The organism is Arthrobacter sp. UYEF21 (assembly GCF_040546085.1).
In the GTDB taxonomy this organism is placed as follows: domain Bacteria; phylum Actinomycetota; class Actinomycetes; order Actinomycetales; family Micrococcaceae; genus Arthrobacter.
This window is the reverse complement of sequence record NZ_JBEPNF010000014.1, coordinates 25,303-40,877: the sequence shown is the minus strand read 5'-3', so window position 1 is coordinate 40,877 and position 15,575 is coordinate 25,303. Positions and strand designations below refer to the sequence as shown.

At 66.2% G+C, this 15,575-nt stretch carries 18 protein-coding genes, 2 tRNA genes and 1 pseudogene; 11 read left to right on the top strand and 10 right to left on the bottom strand.

The genetic code is table 11. The annotated features are described in order from the left end of the window. Positions 1–107 precede the first annotated feature (107 nt). Both ABIB27_RS14530 and ABIB27_RS14525 read right to left on the bottom strand, forming a co-directional pair. Positions 108–254, bottom strand: a complete 147-nt coding sequence (locus tag ABIB27_RS14530; RefSeq protein WP_354216575.1) for a hypothetical protein — start codon at positions 252–254, stop codon at positions 108–110. After that, entirely contained in the window at positions 251–460 is a 210-nt protein-coding gene (locus ABIB27_RS14525; RefSeq protein ID WP_354216576.1) for a hypothetical protein, read from the bottom strand. The genes ABIB27_RS14530 and ABIB27_RS14525 overlap by 4 nt, the downstream gene beginning before the upstream one ends. Positions 461–687: 227 nt before the next feature. Between ABIB27_RS14525 and ABIB27_RS19470 the strand changes: the two genes are divergently transcribed. After that, on the top strand, positions 688–831 hold the full coding sequence (locus tag ABIB27_RS19470) for a hypothetical protein (RefSeq protein ID WP_502909226.1): 144 nt from the start codon (positions 688–690) through the stop codon (positions 829–831). Between the two features lie 212 nt (positions 832–1,043). On the opposite strand, the gene ABIB27_RS14515 is transcribed toward ABIB27_RS19470, so the two are convergent. Together ABIB27_RS14515 and ABIB27_RS14510 are read right to left on the bottom strand one after the other, a co-directional pair. After that, positions 1,044–1,811: a VOC family protein gene (locus tag ABIB27_RS14515; RefSeq protein WP_354216577.1), complete on the bottom strand. Its 768-nt coding sequence runs from the start codon at positions 1,809–1,811 to the stop codon at positions 1,044–1,046. A 158-nt stretch (positions 1,812–1,969) separates the two neighbouring features. After that, a tRNA-Ser gene (locus ABIB27_RS14510) sits at positions 1,970–2,057 on the bottom strand. Positions 2,058–2,165: 108 nt separating this feature from the next. On the opposite strand from ABIB27_RS14510, the gene ABIB27_RS14505 reads away from it, so the two are divergent. The 8 genes and pseudogenes from ABIB27_RS14505 (at position 2,166) to ABIB27_RS14470 (ending at position 8,635) form a co-directional block, all read left to right on the top strand. Next, entirely contained in the window at positions 2,166–3,149 is a 984-nt protein-coding gene (locus tag ABIB27_RS14505; protein ID WP_354216578.1) for an NAD(P)H-quinone oxidoreductase, read from the top strand. Positions 3,150–3,288: 139 nt separating this feature from the next. Then, positions 3,289–3,915: a PadR family transcriptional regulator gene (locus ABIB27_RS14500; RefSeq protein WP_354216579.1), complete on the top strand. Its 627-nt coding sequence runs from the start codon at positions 3,289–3,291 to the stop codon at positions 3,913–3,915. Continuing rightward, positions 3,912–4,216 (top strand): annotated as a pseudogene (locus ABIB27_RS14495) (ATP-binding cassette domain-containing protein); the annotation flags it as partial. The gene ABIB27_RS14500 and the pseudogene ABIB27_RS14495, both read left to right, overlap by 4 nt. Before the next feature lie 50 nt (positions 4,217–4,266). After that, positions 4,267–4,545 carry a hypothetical protein gene (locus ABIB27_RS14490; RefSeq protein ID WP_354254125.1) on the top strand — a complete coding sequence of 93 codons (279 nt, stop codon included), beginning with the start codon at positions 4,267–4,269 and terminating at the stop codon, positions 4,543–4,545. A gap of 291 nt (positions 4,546–4,836) precedes the next feature. Next, complete coding sequence (locus tag ABIB27_RS14485) at positions 4,837–7,134, top strand: carbon starvation CstA family protein (protein WP_354254123.1); 2,298 nt, start codon at positions 4,837–4,839, stop codon at positions 7,132–7,134. Further along, positions 7,134–7,337 (top strand): YbdD/YjiX family protein, encoded by a 204-nt coding sequence (locus ABIB27_RS14480; protein WP_354254121.1) that lies wholly within the window; start codon positions 7,134–7,136, stop codon positions 7,335–7,337. Before ABIB27_RS14485 ends, ABIB27_RS14480 begins: the two co-directional genes overlap by 1 nt. 158 nt (positions 7,338–7,495) lie before the next feature. Further along, the gene (locus ABIB27_RS14475) at positions 7,496–8,152 is read left to right on the top strand and encodes a bacterial proteasome activator family protein (protein WP_354216583.1); all 657 of its coding nucleotides are present in this window, start codon (positions 7,496–7,498) and stop codon (positions 8,150–8,152) included. Positions 8,153–8,161: 9 nt separating this feature from the next. Beyond that, positions 8,162–8,635: a hypothetical protein gene (locus ABIB27_RS14470; RefSeq protein WP_354254119.1), complete on the top strand. Its 474-nt coding sequence runs from the start codon at positions 8,162–8,164 to the stop codon at positions 8,633–8,635. A 47-nt stretch (positions 8,636–8,682) separates the two neighbouring features. Here the strand turns inward: ABIB27_RS14470 and ABIB27_RS14465 are convergent, their stop codons facing one another. Both ABIB27_RS14465 and ABIB27_RS14460 read right to left on the bottom strand, forming a co-directional pair. Beyond that, entirely contained in the window at positions 8,683–8,868 is a 186-nt protein-coding gene (locus ABIB27_RS14465; RefSeq protein ID WP_354254117.1) for a hypothetical protein, read from the bottom strand. Positions 8,869–8,907: 39 nt separating this feature from the next. After that, positions 8,908–9,909: a hypothetical protein gene (locus tag ABIB27_RS14460; protein WP_354254115.1), complete on the bottom strand. Its 1,002-nt coding sequence runs from the start codon at positions 9,907–9,909 to the stop codon at positions 8,908–8,910. A gap of 237 nt (positions 9,910–10,146) precedes the next feature. Here ABIB27_RS14460 and ABIB27_RS14455 point away from each other — a divergent pair, with 237 nt between their 5' ends. Further along, entirely contained in the window at positions 10,147–10,704 is a 558-nt protein-coding gene (locus ABIB27_RS14455) for an FAD-dependent oxidoreductase (protein ID WP_354254113.1), read from the top strand. Positions 10,705–10,777: 73 nt separating this feature from the next. Here the strand turns inward: ABIB27_RS14455 and ABIB27_RS14450 are convergent. The 4 genes from ABIB27_RS14450 to tmk all read right to left on the bottom strand — a co-directional run bounded on the left by ABIB27_RS14450 (position 10,778) and on the right by tmk (position 14,331). Beyond that, positions 10,778–10,850, bottom strand: a tRNA-Thr gene (locus ABIB27_RS14450). A 97-nt stretch (positions 10,851–10,947) separates the two neighbouring features. Then, a complete protein-coding gene (locus ABIB27_RS14445; protein ID WP_354216588.1) occupies positions 10,948–12,513 on the bottom strand; it encodes an alpha/beta hydrolase in 1,566 nt (521 codons plus the stop codon). Between the two features lie 22 nt (positions 12,514–12,535). Further along, positions 12,536–13,678 (bottom strand): DNA polymerase III subunit delta', encoded by a 1,143-nt coding sequence (locus tag ABIB27_RS14440; RefSeq protein WP_354216589.1) that lies wholly within the window; start codon positions 13,676–13,678, stop codon positions 12,536–12,538. Continuing rightward, positions 13,675–14,331, bottom strand: coding sequence for a dTMP kinase (tmk, locus tag ABIB27_RS14435; protein WP_354216590.1), 657 nt, complete (start codon positions 14,329–14,331; stop codon positions 13,675–13,677). Before tmk ends, ABIB27_RS14440 begins: the two co-directional genes overlap by 4 nt. A 53-nt stretch (positions 14,332–14,384) precedes the next feature. On the opposite strand from tmk, the gene ABIB27_RS14430 reads away from it, so the two are divergent. Then, the gene (locus ABIB27_RS14430; RefSeq protein ID WP_354216591.1) at positions 14,385–15,575 is read left to right on the top strand and encodes a trans-sulfuration enzyme family protein; all 1,191 of its coding nucleotides are present in this window, start codon (positions 14,385–14,387) and stop codon (positions 15,573–15,575) included.

Genomic DNA, 15,575 nt, shown 5'->3' with positions numbered 1-15,575 from the left:
GGGGGAACAGGAAGTAGCCCCTCCCTGGCCGGAATCCGGTCGGGGACGGGCGCCTTTCGTTGCGCCTGCTGCTGTTGGAGCCTGCGGCTGCTAGCGCCGGCGCGCGGCTATCCGCGCATGCACTGCTGGTACTTGATCCAGGCGATGCCGTAACGGAGCCAGCCCAGGACGTCGTACCGCTTATTCGGCTGGAGCGGGGCCGTGCAGACCGGTATTACGGGTCCGCTGGCGCCCACCTGAACCGCGGCTTTCACCCCGGTGCCGGACTCGGCAGCCGTGAGTCGGCCACGAGGTTGCCCAGCGTGGATTCGCTGGCACGGTCATCGCGCTTGGCCGGTCCGCCGGCCGGGTCCGCGGTGAAGGCGGTGGTGATATCAGCGGTGAGCGCACCCACCGGCTGGTTGCCGATCTCGGCTGCGGCCGCGAGGGCCTTCTCCACAATGGCGTCAACTGCTGCCACCCGCGGGCACCTCATCGGAGAAGGCCAGCAGCGAGGTGGCCTGGGCGGTGCGGGCGAGGTTGGACGCGCCTGGCCCTTGTCCGTGTCCGACGGGTCAGCCGGGGGCGGCGAGCCCTCGGACTTGAAGTGGTTGGCGATGGCGATGAACGTCTTGTCATCCCCTGCCCCCACCGGCTTGAAGGCCTGGGCGAGCGCTTGCGGGCACTGGCGAAGGCCAGGGTGTCGTTGTGGATGACGGACTCGCCGACCGGTTCGGCAGCGGCCTTCTTGAAGATGAACGCGGTGAGGATCATGTCCTCATCGGCCAGCGGGGGAGCGTTGGCGGGACAAAGTCGCCGAACTGCACGGAACCGGCGGTGGCGGGGGAGTAGACAAACAGGGCGTCCGACGCCGTGTGGCTGGCTGGGGTGATGTCCCCGCCGGTGCCGGGGGTCTGGATGTATTAGCCGGCGAAACCGCCGGTGGGGGAAGCTGCGGTGACTCTGCCGCGCGCGTGCATTCGGTGGAACGTGCATGCGGCAAAACACTACCGGCCGGTAGCTTCTTTGGAGCTGCCGGCCGGTATTTCGTCGAGCGAAGTTACTTAGGCAATGATCTTGAACACCGCGCCGGTGGGGTCGGCCAGGGAAGCGAGGCGTCCGAACGGCGAGTCTGCGGGGCCGTCAAGGACAGTGGCGCCGAGGGCCACGGCTTTCCCAATCGAAGCGTCGGCGTCCTCCACGTTGAAGTAGACCTGCCAGTGGGACGGAACCTCGGCGGGGAGGTAGCCGGAGGCGTCCATGATGCCGGCTTTGGCTGCATTTCCGGCGCCCAGGGTGGTGTACCGGAAGTCCGGAGTGTCGCTCATGACATCGGTGTCCCACTGGAAAACGTTCTGGTAGAACTTCACGGCGGCGTCGTAATCCTTGGTGTGGAGTTCATGCCACGCGGCAGCGCCGGGCTCGGCAACGAGTTCATAGCCGCGCATTTCACGGGGCTGCCACACGCCGATGGCCGCGCCCGAGACGTCGCCAAAGACTGCCATGCGTCCCTGCTCCGGAACGTCCATGGGTTCCATATACACCTGCCCGCCGCTGGCTTTGACCGACTCCGCCGTGGCCGTCGCGTCATCCGAGCGAAGGTAGGTGGACCACATATCGGGCATGCCGGCCTGTTCCGCGTCCTTCTGCATGAGGCCGGCCACGGTCTTGCCGTTCTTCCGGGCCGTGGTGTAGCCCCCGTACTTTTCTTCGTCGCCGGTCTGAAACTCCCAGCCGAAAAGTTCGCCGTAAAACTCGCGGGCCTTGGCGATATCGGATGTCATGAGGTCGATCCAGCAAGGTGCGCCGGGGGTGGTCTCGGGTGCAGGCATAGTGGACTCATTTCTGTTGAAGGTGGCAACAGCAATGACCCTATGCCGGGGCCCCGACAGTTGCAATGGGTCGGCCGCGGGCCGGTCCCGGCGGCGCTGCATCCCGGAAACGAAGGAACCCCGGTCCGCCATTAGGTGGCAAACCGGGGTTCCATTCGCGGAAGGTAAGAGATTCGAACTCTTGGTACGGGGTTACCGCACACTAGTTTTCAAGACTAGCTCCTTCGGCCGCTCGGACAACCTTCCCTACCGAGTAGTGTTTCATAGGCAGTTGGCTGCAACAAAACAGAGTCTGCCGTGCGTCCGGTGCACACTGGTTCCGGGCCACGAATCAGCTAGAAACGGGAGTGCGCCATGAGAGCCGTCTATATTGCAGAATCCGGCGGTCCGGAAGTGCTGGAAGTCCGCGAGGTGGACGCACCGGTGCCCGGACCCGGGGAGGTGCTGATCGACGTCGTCGCTGCCGGCCTGAACCGCGCGGATGTGCAGCAGCGCAGGGGATATTACCCGCCGCCGCCAGGTGCCTCCGAGATTCCCGGGCTGGAAGTCTCGGGCAGGATCGCCGGGTTCGGTCCCGGCGTCACCAAGGCGTTCTCCGTGGGTGACAAGGTGGTGGCACTGCTGGCCGGAGGAGGCTACGCGGAAAAGGTTGCCGTGCGGGCGGAGCAGGTCCTGAGAATTCCCGATGGCGTTGACCTGGTCACGGCCGCGTCCCTGCCGGAAGTGGCCGCCACGGTGTACTCGAACCTGATCATGACGGCACAGCTGCAGGCCGGCGAGACTGTTCTGATCCACGGCGCCACCGGCGGGATCGGCACCATGGCCATCCAGCTCGCCAAGGCGCTCGGCGCCAAGGTAGCCGCCACGGCCGGGACGGACGAGAAGGTGGGCACGGCCAAGGCGTTCCTCGGCGCCGACATAGCCATCAACTACAAAGAGGAAAACTTCGCGGACAGTCTGCGCCGGCAGAACGGCGGCAAGGGGGCCGACGTCATCCTTGACGTGGTGGGCGCAAAATACCTGGGCCAGAACGTGGATGCCCTCGCTGACTACGGCCGGCTTGTGGTGATTGGCCTGCTGGGCGGGGTCAAGGGCGAGCTGGACCTCGGCCTGCTCCTGCGGAAGCGTGCTGCCGTGGTGGCCACCTCCCTGCGGCCGCGCCCGGTCGAGGAAAAGGGCGCCATCATGAATGCAGTGCGGGAGTCCGTCTGGCCGCTCATCACCGATGGCCGGATCCAGCCACTGGTGGCCAAAACGTTCCCGCTGGACCAGGTCAGCGAGGCGCACCGGTACTTCGACAGCGGCGAGCACGTGGGCAAGATCCTGCTGGTCATGTAGCGGGCCGGGGTGGCGCACCCCCGCATGAATACTGAGTATTGCTTCCCAGGCCACGCTGGACTACGCTCGCTCCATACGCGGTATGCACGAGTCTTGGGGGTCAGTGCCTGCCGATGCTGACGCCCCCGCCAGGAGTGACATGTCCATCCGCCACAGCCTCCTCGCCCTGCTGCAGGACCAGCCGCGTTACGGCTACCAACTCAGGGTCGAGTTCGAGAACCGCACCGGAGCCACCTGGCCGCTGAACATCGGGCAGGTGTACACCACCCTGGACCGACTGGAACGCGACGGCCTGGTCAGCAACGATGGCAGCGACGGCGAAGGCCACGTGGTCTACAGCATCACCGCCGCGGGCAAGGCGGACGTGCAGGGCTGGTTTGCCGCTCCCGTGGAACGCGCCAACCCGCCGCGCAACGAACTTGCCATCAAGCTCGCGCTCGCGGTGACCCTCCCAGGCGTCGATGTTCAGGCCATCATCCAAGCCCAGCGGGTGGCCTCCATCCGTGCGCTGCAGGACTACACCAAGTCCCGGCGCGACACGGCAGCCACCCAGCGGGCTTCGGACACGGCGTGGCTGCTGGTCCTGGATTCGCTGATCTTCCAGACGGAAGCGGAGGTCCGCTGGCTGGACCTGTGTGAGGCGCGTATTGTGCAGCAGGCACAGGCCGCAGGCCAGGGCGCCAACGGCCAAGGAAATGCACGCAAATCGTCCAACGGGGTCACCACGGAAGAGGCTGCCCCGCTCACGGCGGAAACCCGCCGATGAGCGTCCGCGGGCCGCAGCAGGTCCTGGAACTCGCCAAGGTCAGCCGGACATTCGGTGAAGGCGCGACGGCGGTGGCCGCCCTGCGCGAGGTTGACTCACCATCAGTGCGGGTGAGTTCGTCGCCGTGATGGGACCGTCCGGTTCCGGGAAATCCTCCCTCCTGGCGCTGGCCGGGGGACTGGACCGGCCGACGTCGGGCGGTGTCTATGTCGAGTCGACACCCCTGGGCGGGCTGGGACTGAACGAACTCGCCCGGCTGCGCCGCCGCGCCGTCGGGTATGTTTTCCAGGACTTCAACCTCCGGCTGGCATCACCACGGGCCTGTCCATGGCGGACTCGCGGAAAGACCACGTGACGCTTGCCGGGGTGGGTGCAGCCCCGCGCTTGCGGAAAGCGCTCGCGGGATCCCAGGCTCTGATGACCGCGGGTTTGGGGACGGTGCTGGGAAGCGTCGCCGGAGTTATCCCTGCCCTTCTGTTGGTGACAGCCACCGGGATGGCGAGGGCCGCCGTCATGCCCTGGCTGCACTTGGCAGCTCTGCTGCTCGCGGTGCCGCTGACCGGCGCCGCCCTGGCCTGGCTGTTTACGCGGGCGAAGCTGCCGGTGTCCCGGCGGGAGGTGGGGACGTGACTAGTTCCGGGGCCTGGGTACTGCTGGCCCCGGGTACTGCTTGGCCCTGGTACTGCGGGGCCTGAGTATCGGCTGGGCGCGGCAGCCGCTGAATCTGTTACCTGGTTGGGTCTTTTCCATTGGCAGCGGCAGGCATACCGTGGGAGGCGTGAGGTCCGTCACTGAGCGCCTCCAGCCTGCCGTTCGCCGCACGGGCACGCGGCGCCGGCATGGGGCCGTCCTGGCGGCGGCGCCGCGTTGGTAGGGTGCCTTGGAGCAACCCGTCGAAGCAGGAATTCTCAAGGAGGAGACATGGTCAACAGGCCTGAGGAACCGGTAGGTTCAGCGAAACGGGGCGGCCCACTGACCGCCAGTCCGGAACTTCCGCCCACTGCCGTGGATGACGCTGTCCGCGAGGCTGAAGAGAACAAATGGACCCCGGCCAAGATTGCCCTCTGGGCCGCCATCGCCCTCCTCGGTGGTGTGGCCTGGTTCATGGTGGCCATCATCCGTGGCGAAACAGTCAACGCCATCTGGTTCGTGTTTGCGTCAGTCTGCACGTACTTGATCGGCTACCGCTTCTATTCGAAGGTGATCGAGCGATGCATCACCAAACCCGACGACCGCCGCGCCACGCCTGCTGAATACAAAGCTGATGGTAAAGACTACGTCCGGACCGACCGTAACGTCCTGTTCGGCCACCACTTTGCGGCCATAGCGGGCGCAGGTCCCTTGGTGGGCCCCATCCTTGCCGCCCAGATGGGCTACCTTCCTGGAACTATTTGGATCATCATCGGCGTTGTGCTCGCCGGTGCAGTCCAGGACTACGTGGTGATGTTCTTCTCGATGCGTCGCGGCGGCCGTTCCCTGGGCCAGATGGCCCGCGAGGAACTCGGCGTCGTCGGCGGTACGGCTGCGCTGGTAGCCACCCTCCTGATTATGGTCATCATCGTCGCGATCCTGGCGCTCGTCGTTGTCAACGCCCTGGCGGAAAGCCCGTGGGGTGTCTTCTCCGTCGGCATGACCATTCCGATCGCGCTCTTCATGGGCGTCTACCTTCGGCTACTCCGGCCTGGCAAGGTCATGGAAGTGTCCCTCATAGGCTTTGTCCTGCTGATGGCAGCCATCATCGGCGGTGGCCTCGTGGCCGAGACCGAATGGGGCGCCGCGTTCTTCACCCTGGACAAGGTGACCATCGCCTGGGGACTCATCGTTTACGGCTTCATCGCCGCCATCCTCCCGGTCTGGCTGCTCCTGGCACCCCGCGACTACCTTTCAACGTTCATGAAGATCGGTGTGATTGTGATGCTCGCGCTGGCCATCATTGTGGTCCGCCCGGAAATCAGCGTCCCGGCCTTCAGCGAATACGCCAGCAGGGACAACGGACCGGTCTTTCCTGGGGCACTCTTCCCGTTCCTGTTCGTCACCATTGCGTGCGGGGCGCTATCCGGCTTCCACGCCCTGATCTCCTCCGGTACAACGCCGAAGCTGATTGAGAAGGAACGCCAGACCCGCTACATCGCCTACGGCGGGATGCTCACGGAGTCCTTCGTGGCCATCATGGCCCTCGTTGCTGCCATCTCGATTGACCGCGGCCTCTACTTCGCCATGAACGCTCCTGCCGCACTGACCGGCGGAACGGTGGAAACGGCCGTCACATGGGTTAATGGCCTGGGTCTGAGCGGCGTGAATATCGGCCCCGATCTTCTGGCCGAAACGGCCAGGAATGTCGGGGAAGAAAGCATTATCTCCCGCACCGGTGGCGCACCGACCCTCGCGGTGGGGCTGGCCCACATCATGCAGCAGTTCATCGGTGGCACGGCAATGATGGCGTTCTGGTACCACTTCGCCATCATGTTCGAGGCGCTGTTCATCCTGACCGCCGTCGACGCCGGAACGCGCGTCGCGCGCTTTATGCTCCAGGATTCCATCGGAAACTTCTCCCCGAAATTCAAGGAACACTCCTGGCGCCCCGGCGCCTGGCTGTGCACGGCCATTATGGTGGCCGCCTGGGGCGCGGTACTGCTGATGGGCGTCACCGACCCGCTGGGCGGAATCAACACGCTCTTCCCGCTCTTCGGCATCGCCAACCAGTTGCTGGCGGCCATCGCGCTGTCTGTCTGCCTGGCTATTGTCGCCCGGCGCGGAACATTCAAGTACCTGTGGATCGTTGCCGTGCCACTCGCATTTTCTGCGGTAGTGACAATCACCGCTAGCTACCAGAAGATCTTCTCGTCCACGCCAGCCGTCGGCTACTTCGCCAACAATGCAGCCTTCAGCAAGGCCCTTGCGGACGGCAAGACCGAATTCGGCACTGCGAAGAGTGTTGCAGCCATGGAAGCCGTGGTGCGCAACACCGCCATCCAGGGCTGGCTGTCCGTCATCTTTGTGGTGCTGAGCATCATCGTGATCGCCACCGCTGTCATGGCTACCGTCCAGGCCTTCCGCAACCACCAGGCGGGAACCCCGAACGCCAATCATGAGGACGAAGCCCGGCCTTCCAAGGTTTTTGCACCGGCAGGACTGATCCCCACACCGGCGGAACGGGAACTGATGGCTGAATGGAACAAATTGCCGGCACACGTCCGGTTCGAAAGGGAACGGCACTGATGAGTACGGGCCTGGACGTCCTGGCAACGGGATTCCGCGGGTTCGCCCGCTACCTTGGCGGTGTGATGGGTGCGGATGCGTACACGAAATATGTCGAGTACCACCGCGCAGCAGGACACCAGGTACCGCCCTTGAGCGAACGGGAGTTCTGGCGCGACAGGACGGACCGCCAGGACACCAATCCGCAGGGCAGGTGCTGCTGACGTTGGCCGCCGGCCAGCCTGCACGGGCTGGCCGGCTTCATCGGTTGGACTGCATCATGCGCGGTAGCGGCGTCATCGACTATCGCTGCCCTGCTGGCCTGCGCCGTCGACCGTCATCGACTGGACCGGGCGTGGCCGGCCCGTGAGAGTATGAACGCATGAGCGATCCGAACGGCACTCAGCCTGATGATGTCCCCGTGGAGGGCAAGACCCTCGACGACGCCGAACCGGTTGCGCCCGCCGCAGCCAGCCACGTCGGAACCGGGCCGGCCGCTACCGGCCCGGCAGCAGCCAAAGCCAAGGGCAGCAGCCTGCAGGACCTCGTGGACGAGCCCGCGAAGGTCATGCGGATCGGCACCATGATCCGGCAACTCCTTGAAGAGGTTAAGTCAGCTCCGCTGGACCACGCTGCGCGCGAACGCCTGGCCGAGATCCACGAGCGCTCCATCAAGGAGCTTGAAGACGGGCTTGCCCCCGAACTCGTCGCGGAACTGGAACGGATCAGCCTTCCGTTCCCGGACGATGCCACGCCGTCGGACGCGGAACTTCGGATCGCACACGCGCAGCTCGTTGGGTGGTTGGAAGGCCTGTTCCACGGCATCCAAACGGCCATCGCCGCCCAGCACGCCGCCCGGGAGCATGCCGTCGCACAGATGCAGCTGAAGCAGCTTCCCCCGGGCACCATGATTGCCCCGGGGGTCGTTATCGGGGAGAACGGCGAACCGCAGCGGGCCACCGCGGGCCCTCAACGTCCCGGCGCATCCACGCCCGGCCGTCCGGAAGACCCGGACCACGGCCCCGGACAGTACCTCTAGGCTTCTTCCGTGGGATTCTTTACGGCCGCCCGCCAGGGGCGCAAAGACGATGCCGAGCTCGGCAAAGGCCTGTGGCGCCGCGCCCACGACCGGTTCCACCGCGGTCTTGACCGCTATCACCAAGTACTTGAGGGCGTCGAAGACGAGCAGCTGTATACCGAACTCGTGGAGATCGCCAATGAACTGGCAGAGCTCCTGGAACGCGTCCGCACGGTCTGCGTGAAGGCCCAGCGGCGTTCGCCCAGCGACGGGCTGGACATTCCGGGAGCGTTGGCCGGAGTCCACCGGTCGCTGTCCAAAGCCGGCAACTCACTGGCCACCACGGCCGAGGCCGCCGCCATGCTGCGGCTCGCCGTCGGGCCTGTCCCGGTGGGGGCAGCGTCAGTGCGCCGCCGTGCGGAATCGGTGGTTGAGCAAGTGGCCGACGCCGAACGCCACCTCGCCGAGGACGCCGCCGGCAGGCCGGAAAGTCTGTCCGGCTAACGTCAACTGCTCCGGGGTCCAGCGGTCAAGTGGTGCAGGATCCAGGCTCAGGCGGCGATGCGCGCCTGTTCCACCGCTACTTCGTCGATGACGGCCCAGGATTCCTCGCCGACGCAGCTCCGGCTAGCGAAACGCTCGGCCTCCGTCCGGGAGTCGAAGCTTTCGTTGCGGATCCGGCCACAATCGGCGTCGAAGTAGGTGACGTGTAATTCGTGAGCGAGTTGGTTTTCCATAAATCCAGTGTGCAACCGGGGTCTGACAATCACCGGTCATCAGCCGCGCGTGTTGCCCAGCCGGAGCACCCGCTCGTGCGCGAGCACCGCTGAACGCTGTGCCTTCCCGGCCGCCCTGGCAGCCTGTTTGGCTTCGGCTGCGGCCGTGGCGAGTTGTTTCCGGGCGCTGTCCAGCTTTTCCTCGGCGGCTTTGAGCCGGGCCCGAAGGTCGCGGGTTTCGCGGGTCAGTTCCGAGACGTCGGACGCAGCCTCCGCCAGCTGATTTTGGCGCTCGGCGGCAAACTGCGTGGCTTCCTCCTCCGCCGACTTGGCTTCGGCCCAAGCGGCCCTGGCTTTCTCCAAGGCGGAAGGGGACGCCGGCCGCGGAGTCTCCCGGACGGCCTTGAGGCGCGGCTGGTCCGCAGGCAGGCGGGCGGCCGGTGCCGCCGTCGTGCGCTGGTGTTGTTCCGCCTCCGCCTCGGAGGCCGAATGCGGCGACACTGTGGTGGGCAGTGCCGGGGTGCGCGGCACCGGCACTGCGCCGGGGACTGCCACGGCGCCGTCGAGATCCACGGTGTCCACACCGTCGGCGGACAGCACCTGGACCAGCATTCCGCTTTGGACGGCGGCCGCGGCTCCTTCATCGGCGGTCAGCGCACGTAACGTCTGCTCGACGTCGGCGGCGATGGTGGCGCTGATGGCACGCCCCTGGCGTTCCGCGACAGAACGCGCGGTTTCGACGGCGGCTGCCAGGAGGGTGCGGCGCTCCCGCGCCAGTTCGCGGAGGGAGGCGGCATTGAGGGATGCCTGGGCTGCGCGCATCCGCTGGCCGAGGTCGGCGAGCCGGGCGAGCACGGTGGGCTCATGCACTGCCATCATGTTTACGGTCCAAGCCGCCACTGAAGGCTTCGGCAGGGCTTTCACGGCAGCCGTGAGTTCCTTTGCGGCACCGGAACCTGCGGCGGGGGCGGACTTGGCCGCGGCCGTCCGGGCGGCCATGAATTCGTCGAATGGCAGGGCATACAGTTCCAGGGCGATGGCTGTGAGCGCCTTGTCATCCATGCTGGCCATCATAGGCGGGGGCCGTGCGACGCAGGGCAGGCGCACGGCCTACACTGGCCGCATGGGAAGAGTGTGGGGACTCGTTGTGCGGCCTGCGGGGCTGCTGTTGGCTGTCTGTGTGCCGGTGGCCAGTTGCTCGGCCGCCTGTCCTGCGATCGGCTGGGTCGACTCCGTCACGGTTGAGCTGGCGGGAGACGTAGTGCGTGTGGGCGCCGTGCAGCTGTGTACTGATGGCGGGTGTTCGGAGCTGCGCCCGGAGCCTGGGACAGCAGAACCACGAATTGTCGTGACGGTGCCGCCGTCGTCGGCTCCTTCATGGCGGCGCCGGCGTGCACCACCGAAATGGTGATCGCGGCGCAGGCTGCCGGCGGCCAAGGCGGCGGTCCGGGTCTGCCCTGTCGCCGCGCTCCGATTGGCGGCATGACCATCCGCAGAATAGTGGTGGTTGGCAACGGCCTCGCCGGACTCACGGCCTGCGACTCGCTGCGCTCGACCGGCTTCGACGGTGAGCTCACTGTTGTGGGCGCCGAGCGCCACCATCCCTACGGCCGCCCTGCCCTGTTCAAGGCGCTGCTGCAAGGCGACTATGCCCTCCAGGCCCACGAGCTCCCCGAGCCGACCCACGAAGCAACGGAGGTGCTCGGCGTGAGCGCCACCGGCCTGGATGTCGAGGCCCGGCTGGTTAGCCTGGACGGGGGCGGTGAGCTGCCGTATGACGGCCTCGTCATCGCCTCCGGTTCGCGCCAGCCGGTACCGCGCTCATCATGCCCAATTCAAAGTGTTCCCTGGCCTTAAACGGAGTTCCCAGCTTAACCAGCGAAAAACCTCGTAAAGCCCCAAATCTAGGGGCCGTACGAGGTTTATCCCGAGCTTCCTATCAGAATCGAACTGATGACCTTTTCATTACGAGTGAAACGCTCTACCGACTGAGCTAAGGAAGCACCGCATGGAATCTCCCGGCGTAACCGGGCGGTTCATGCAAGAGTCAACTGTAATAGAGTCCCGCCGTCCGGGTCAAAATGGGACCCGGCAGACGTCTCAGCAGACCGTGTTGTCGGCAGGAACCTTGCCGTCCACGAGGTAGCTGTCCACAGCATCCTCGAGGCAGCTGTTCGCCCGGCCGTACGCCGTGTGGCCTTCGCCCTGCCAGGTCATCAGCGAGGCGTTCCCCAGTTGCTTGCGCAGGGAGGCAGCCCACTCCACCGGCGTGGCAGGGTCTCCGGTGGTGCCGATTACAACGATCGGGGAGTCGCCGGTGTATTTCACCGGGGCCGGCGTCCGCACACTGTCATAGGGCCAGTCCACACAGTTGGTGCCGCCGTAGGCGAAGAAGTAGCCCAGGGTGGGGGAGGCCTGCCGCAGCCGCTGCTCTTCGGCGCGCATGGCCGCGGTGTCCGAGACCATGGGGTAGTCAAGGCAGTTGATGGCGCTGAAGGCGAAGGTGGAGTTGGAGGTGTACTTCCCGTTGGGGCCGCGGTCTGCGCCGAGGTCAGACAGGCGGAGCATCAGGCTGGCGTCACCCCGCAGGGCTGCTTCGAGGGCCTGGGTGAGCGCAGGCCAGCTCTGGTCGTTGTAGAGCGGGGTGATGAGGCCACTGACCAGCATGGTGGCGTTCACTATGCGGCCGTCTTTGGCCTGCCAAGGCCGGTTTTGGACCGCGTTGATGAGGTCGCGGATCTGTTGTATGCCGTTGTCCACGGTGCCCTTGAGGGGGCAGCCGTCGCCCTGCTGGCACTTGGACACGTAGGCCCTGATGGCCTTCTCGAAGGCAACGGCCTGGCCGCCGGTCAGCTCTTCGTTGCTGATGGAAGGATCAAGGGCGCCGTCCAGGACCATACGGCCCACGTTGTCGGGGAACAGCGAGGCGTAGGTGGAGCCAAGGAACGTGCCGTAGGAGTAGCCCAGATAATTGAGTTTGGCGTCGTTCACCACCGCTCGCAGGATGTCCAGGTCCTTGGCTGCGCTGATGGTGTCGACATGGCCCAGGACCGGTCCCGTCTGCGACGCGCACTGCGCGGCGATGGCTTTGTTGTCAGCCAGCACCTCGGCGAGGCCCGCGTCGGTTTCCAGGTCATAGATCTTGGCCCGCGCCGCGTCCCGGTCGGCATCGGACATGCAGGTCACGGGGGAGGAGCGCTTGACCCCGCGTGGATCAAAGCCCACCAGGTCATAGTTCGCCCGGACGGACTGGGAGAAATGAGTTCCGGCGGCATCCTTGACGAAGTCGTAGCCTGAGCCGCCGGGACCGCCGGGATTGACCAGCAGGCTCCCGGACTTATTGGCTGTGCTGGGAGCCCGCAGCGCAGCGAGCTGGATGGTGTCCCCGTCAGGGTTCGCATAATCCACCGGCACTGTCACATTGGTGCACTGGAAGCCGTTCTCGCAGGGCTCCCACACCACTTCCTGAGAATAGAACGAGTCGAGCCCGGCCGGGGCGGAAGCCACAATGGAAGGATCCGCCTTGGCCGTAGCAGGTGCCTCGTCCGGTTTGCCGCCGCCGAGGAGGCTGCACGATGCTAGTGTCGTGGCAAGGACCAGGGCGCCGGCAGCCCGCAGCCCAATCACCAGGGATCGGGAGTAAACGGGCAGGGGGCGAGCAGTCATTCGAGAAGTCTCCTTGGAGGGGCTAGATCAGGCTGGCTGCCATGGACTCAATGGTCAATAGCGGAGCAACGTTGGTGGTGGTGATGCGTTGGCGTGCTTTATTGATGGCGTCCATGCGGGCAAGCGTTGTTTCGGGTGCTGACCGGCCGGCAAATTCCTCCAGTTCACCCCTGAGTTCAACGTTCACCAGCTCCACACTGTTCCCCAGCTGGATAATCAGCACGTCCCGGTAGAACGAAAGCAGGTCCGTGAGGGTCCGGTCCAGGGAATCGGTGATAGACCGCTTCGCCCGGCGTTTCTGGTCCTCTTCCAGCTGCCTGATCTGGCTCCGCATGGCCGGCGGGAGCGTCCCGGACTCGGGGGCTCCCAGGGTGGCCAGCAGCGCGGCCTTCTCGGCGGCGTCGCGCTCTTCATTGGAACTGTTGGCTTCCGCGGTGGCAATCTTGACGAGCTTGTCCGCCATCATTACGGCCGCGGTGACGCCGCGAAGACCGAGCGGGAACCGCACGGTTTCCAGCCGGCGTTGCCGCGCCTCCGGATCCCGCGCAAGTCTCCGGGCGATCCCCACATGGCTTTGTGCCGCACGTGCCGCGCGCTCCGCAAGGGCCGGGTCGACGCCGTCGCGCTTCACCAGCAAAGCCGCGACGTCGGCGGCCGGGGGAAGCCGCAGGGCTACGGCCCGGCAGCGCGACCGGATGGTCACCAACACGTCAGCGGGCGACGGCGCACACAGCATCCAGATGGTTCGCGGCGTCGGTTCCTCGATAGCCTTCAGCAACACGTTGGTGGTGCGTTCCGCCATTCGGTCGGCGTCCTCCACCACGACGATCCGCCACCGCCCGGAGGATGGCCGGTTGCCTGCGGTGGACACCAGGTCACGGGCTTCGTCGATGGTGATGGTGACTTTCTCGGTCCTGACGAACGTCACGTCCGAATGCGTCTCGCCGAGGATGGTCAGGCACGGGGCGCATTCGCCGCAGCCGCGCCTGGCCACGTCGTCCTGGTCGCAGTTGAGGGCAGCCGCGAACGCTTTCGCGGCGTTGGAGCGCCCGGACCCGGGCGGCCCGGTAAACAGCCAGGCATGCGAGAGTCCCTCACCCAGCGTCGCCTGCCGTAGCTGTTCGACGACGGCGGGCTGGCCCTGGAGGTCGTCCCATACGGTCATGCGGCACCCCGGGTAGCCGCCAGCAGGACATCGAGGCGGGTCAGGATCCGCGCCGCGAGGTCGTGGACCGGCAATTGGGCGGGCAGGACGAGATAAGTGTCCGGGCGGCTGGCAGCAAGATCCAGGAAGGCTTCGCGGATGGTGGTGTGGAACTCGTCCGCTTCGGATTCCAGCCGGTCCTCGGCGGCATCACCGGCCGTGCGACGGCGTCGGCCGTCGGCCGGATCCACGTCCAACAGCACGGTGAGATCGGGCTGCAGCCCCGAGGTGGCCCATTCATTGAGCGAACGGACGACGTCGGCGCCCAGATTCCGCCCGGCCCCCTGGTACGCCACGGAGGAGTCGATGTAACGGTCGGCCAGGACAACCTCGCCCCGCTCCAGCGCGGGACGGATCACCTGGCTGGCGTGGGCTGCGCGCGAGGCCGCAAAGATCAGGGCCTCCGTGTGGGCGTCAATGTGGCCATGGCCGTGGTCCAGGACCAGAGAACGCAGCTTTTCGCCGATGGGCGTCCCGCCGGGTTCGCGGGTCCGCAGGACCGTCAGGCCGCGGGATTCCAAGGCTTCGGCGAGCAGGGCCGCCTGCGTGGACTTGCCGGCGCCGTCGCCGCCCTCAAAGGCGATGAAAAGTCCAGGGCTGTTGGTGGTGGTCACTGCTCCAGCCTACCGACTTCAAGCGCCCGAGCGCGTCGAAGTACGCTTACCCCATGAGTCTCCCGGAACCCCACGCAGCGTCCCTGTCCGCCGAAACCGTGGTGATTGCCGCCGGCCGGCCGCCGCGCGAACACGACGAGCCGGTCAACCCGCCCATCGTAATGTCCTCAACCTATTTCGGCACCGGGGCACTGAGCGACGGCGACCGTGGCTACGGCCGGTACGCCAACCCCACGTGGGATCCCTTCGAGGAGGTACTGGGCCAGCTGGAAGGTGCCGAGCTTCCCGGCCTGCTCTACGCGTCGGGACTCGCGGGGGTTAGTTCCGCCCTGTCCCTCCTGCCCGCTGGGGGAGTCCTGGTGATGCCCTCGCACAGCTACGCCGGCTCACTGGTGATGGCCACTGAGCTGGCGCAGAAAGGGTTCCTGGAGCTCAGGACCGTGGACATCGCGGACACAGACGCCGTCAAAGCACAGTTGGCCCCGCAGGGTCCGAACGCCAAAGCGGCCAGGATGCTGTGGCTGGAAAGCCCCACCAACCCCATGCTGGGGATTGCCGATATCCGCGAACTGACAGCCGCGGCCCATGCGGTCGGCGCCATCGTGGTCACGGACAACACGTTCTCCACCCCCTTGGTCCAGCAGCCGCTGGCCTTGGGCTCGGACGTTGTGCTGCACTCAGTGACGAAATACCTGGCCGGCCATTCCGACGTCGTCCTCGGCGCACTGGTGACATCCAACCCGGACATTCGGGCGGCGCTACTGCATAACCGCACCATCCACGGCGGCATCGCCGGCCCGTTCGAAGCCTGGCTGGCGTTGCGCGGACTCCGGACGCTCGCCTTGCGGGTGGAGCGGTCCCAGGCCTCCGCAGCAGTACTGGCAGAACGCCTCAGCGTGCACCCTCTCATAGAGGCAATCCGGTTCCCCGGACTGCCCACAGACCCGGGCCACGAACGGGCCAAGGCCCAAATGAGCGGCTTCGGGTCGATCCTTTGCATCCAGATCGCGCCGGTTGGCGGCCTGGACGGAGCGGACGCCGCGGACAAACTGGTGCGTGCACTCCGGCTTTGGCTGCCTGCCACCTCACTGGGCGGCGTCGAGTCGCTGATCGAACGGCGCCGCCGGCACGCCGCCGAACCGCTGAGTGTCCCGGACAACCTGGTGCGCCTGAGCGTGGGCATCGAGAATGTTGAGGACCTTTGCGCCGATTTGAAGCAGGCGCTGGACTCGCTGGGCGGCTAG

What these genes read in the sequence shown, in the direction of transcription:
- ABIB27_RS14475 (WP_354216583.1), top strand. Translation starts at nt 7,496, where the DNA reads ATGAGCGATCCGAACGGCACTCAGCCTGATGATGTCCCCGTGGAGGGC.
- ABIB27_RS14480 (WP_354254121.1), top strand. Translation starts at nt 7,134, where the DNA reads ATGAGTACGGGCCTGGACGTCCTGGCAACGGGATTCCGCGGGTTCGCC.
- ABIB27_RS14485 (WP_354254123.1), top strand. Translation starts at nt 4,837, where the DNA reads ATGGTCAACAGGCCTGAGGAACCGGTAGGTTCAGCGAAACGGGGCGGC.
- ABIB27_RS14500 (WP_354216579.1), top strand. Translation starts at nt 3,289, where the DNA reads ATGTCCATCCGCCACAGCCTCCTCGCCCTGCTGCAGGACCAGCCGCGT.
- ABIB27_RS14460 (WP_354254115.1), bottom strand. Translation starts at nt 9,909, where the DNA reads ATGGATGACAAGGCGCTCACAGCCATCGCCCTGGAACTGTATGCCCTG.
- ABIB27_RS14465 (WP_354254117.1), bottom strand. Translation starts at nt 8,868, where the DNA reads ATGGAAAACCAACTCGCTCACGAATTACACGTCACCTACTTCGACGCC.
- ABIB27_RS14430 (WP_354216591.1), top strand. Translation starts at nt 14,385, where the DNA reads ATGAGTCTCCCGGAACCCCACGCAGCGTCCCTGTCCGCCGAAACCGTG.
- ABIB27_RS14515 (WP_354216577.1), bottom strand. Translation starts at nt 1,811, where the DNA reads ATGCCTGCACCCGAGACCACCCCCGGCGCACCTTGCTGGATCGACCTC.
- ABIB27_RS14440 (WP_354216589.1), bottom strand. Translation starts at nt 13,678, where the DNA reads ATGACCGTATGGGACGACCTCCAGGGCCAGCCCGCCGTCGTCGAACAG.
- ABIB27_RS14445 (WP_354216588.1), bottom strand. Translation starts at nt 12,513, where the DNA reads ATGACTGCTCGCCCCCTGCCCGTTTACTCCCGATCCCTGGTGATTGGG.
- ABIB27_RS14505 (WP_354216578.1), top strand. Translation starts at nt 2,166, where the DNA reads ATGAGAGCCGTCTATATTGCAGAATCCGGCGGTCCGGAAGTGCTGGAA.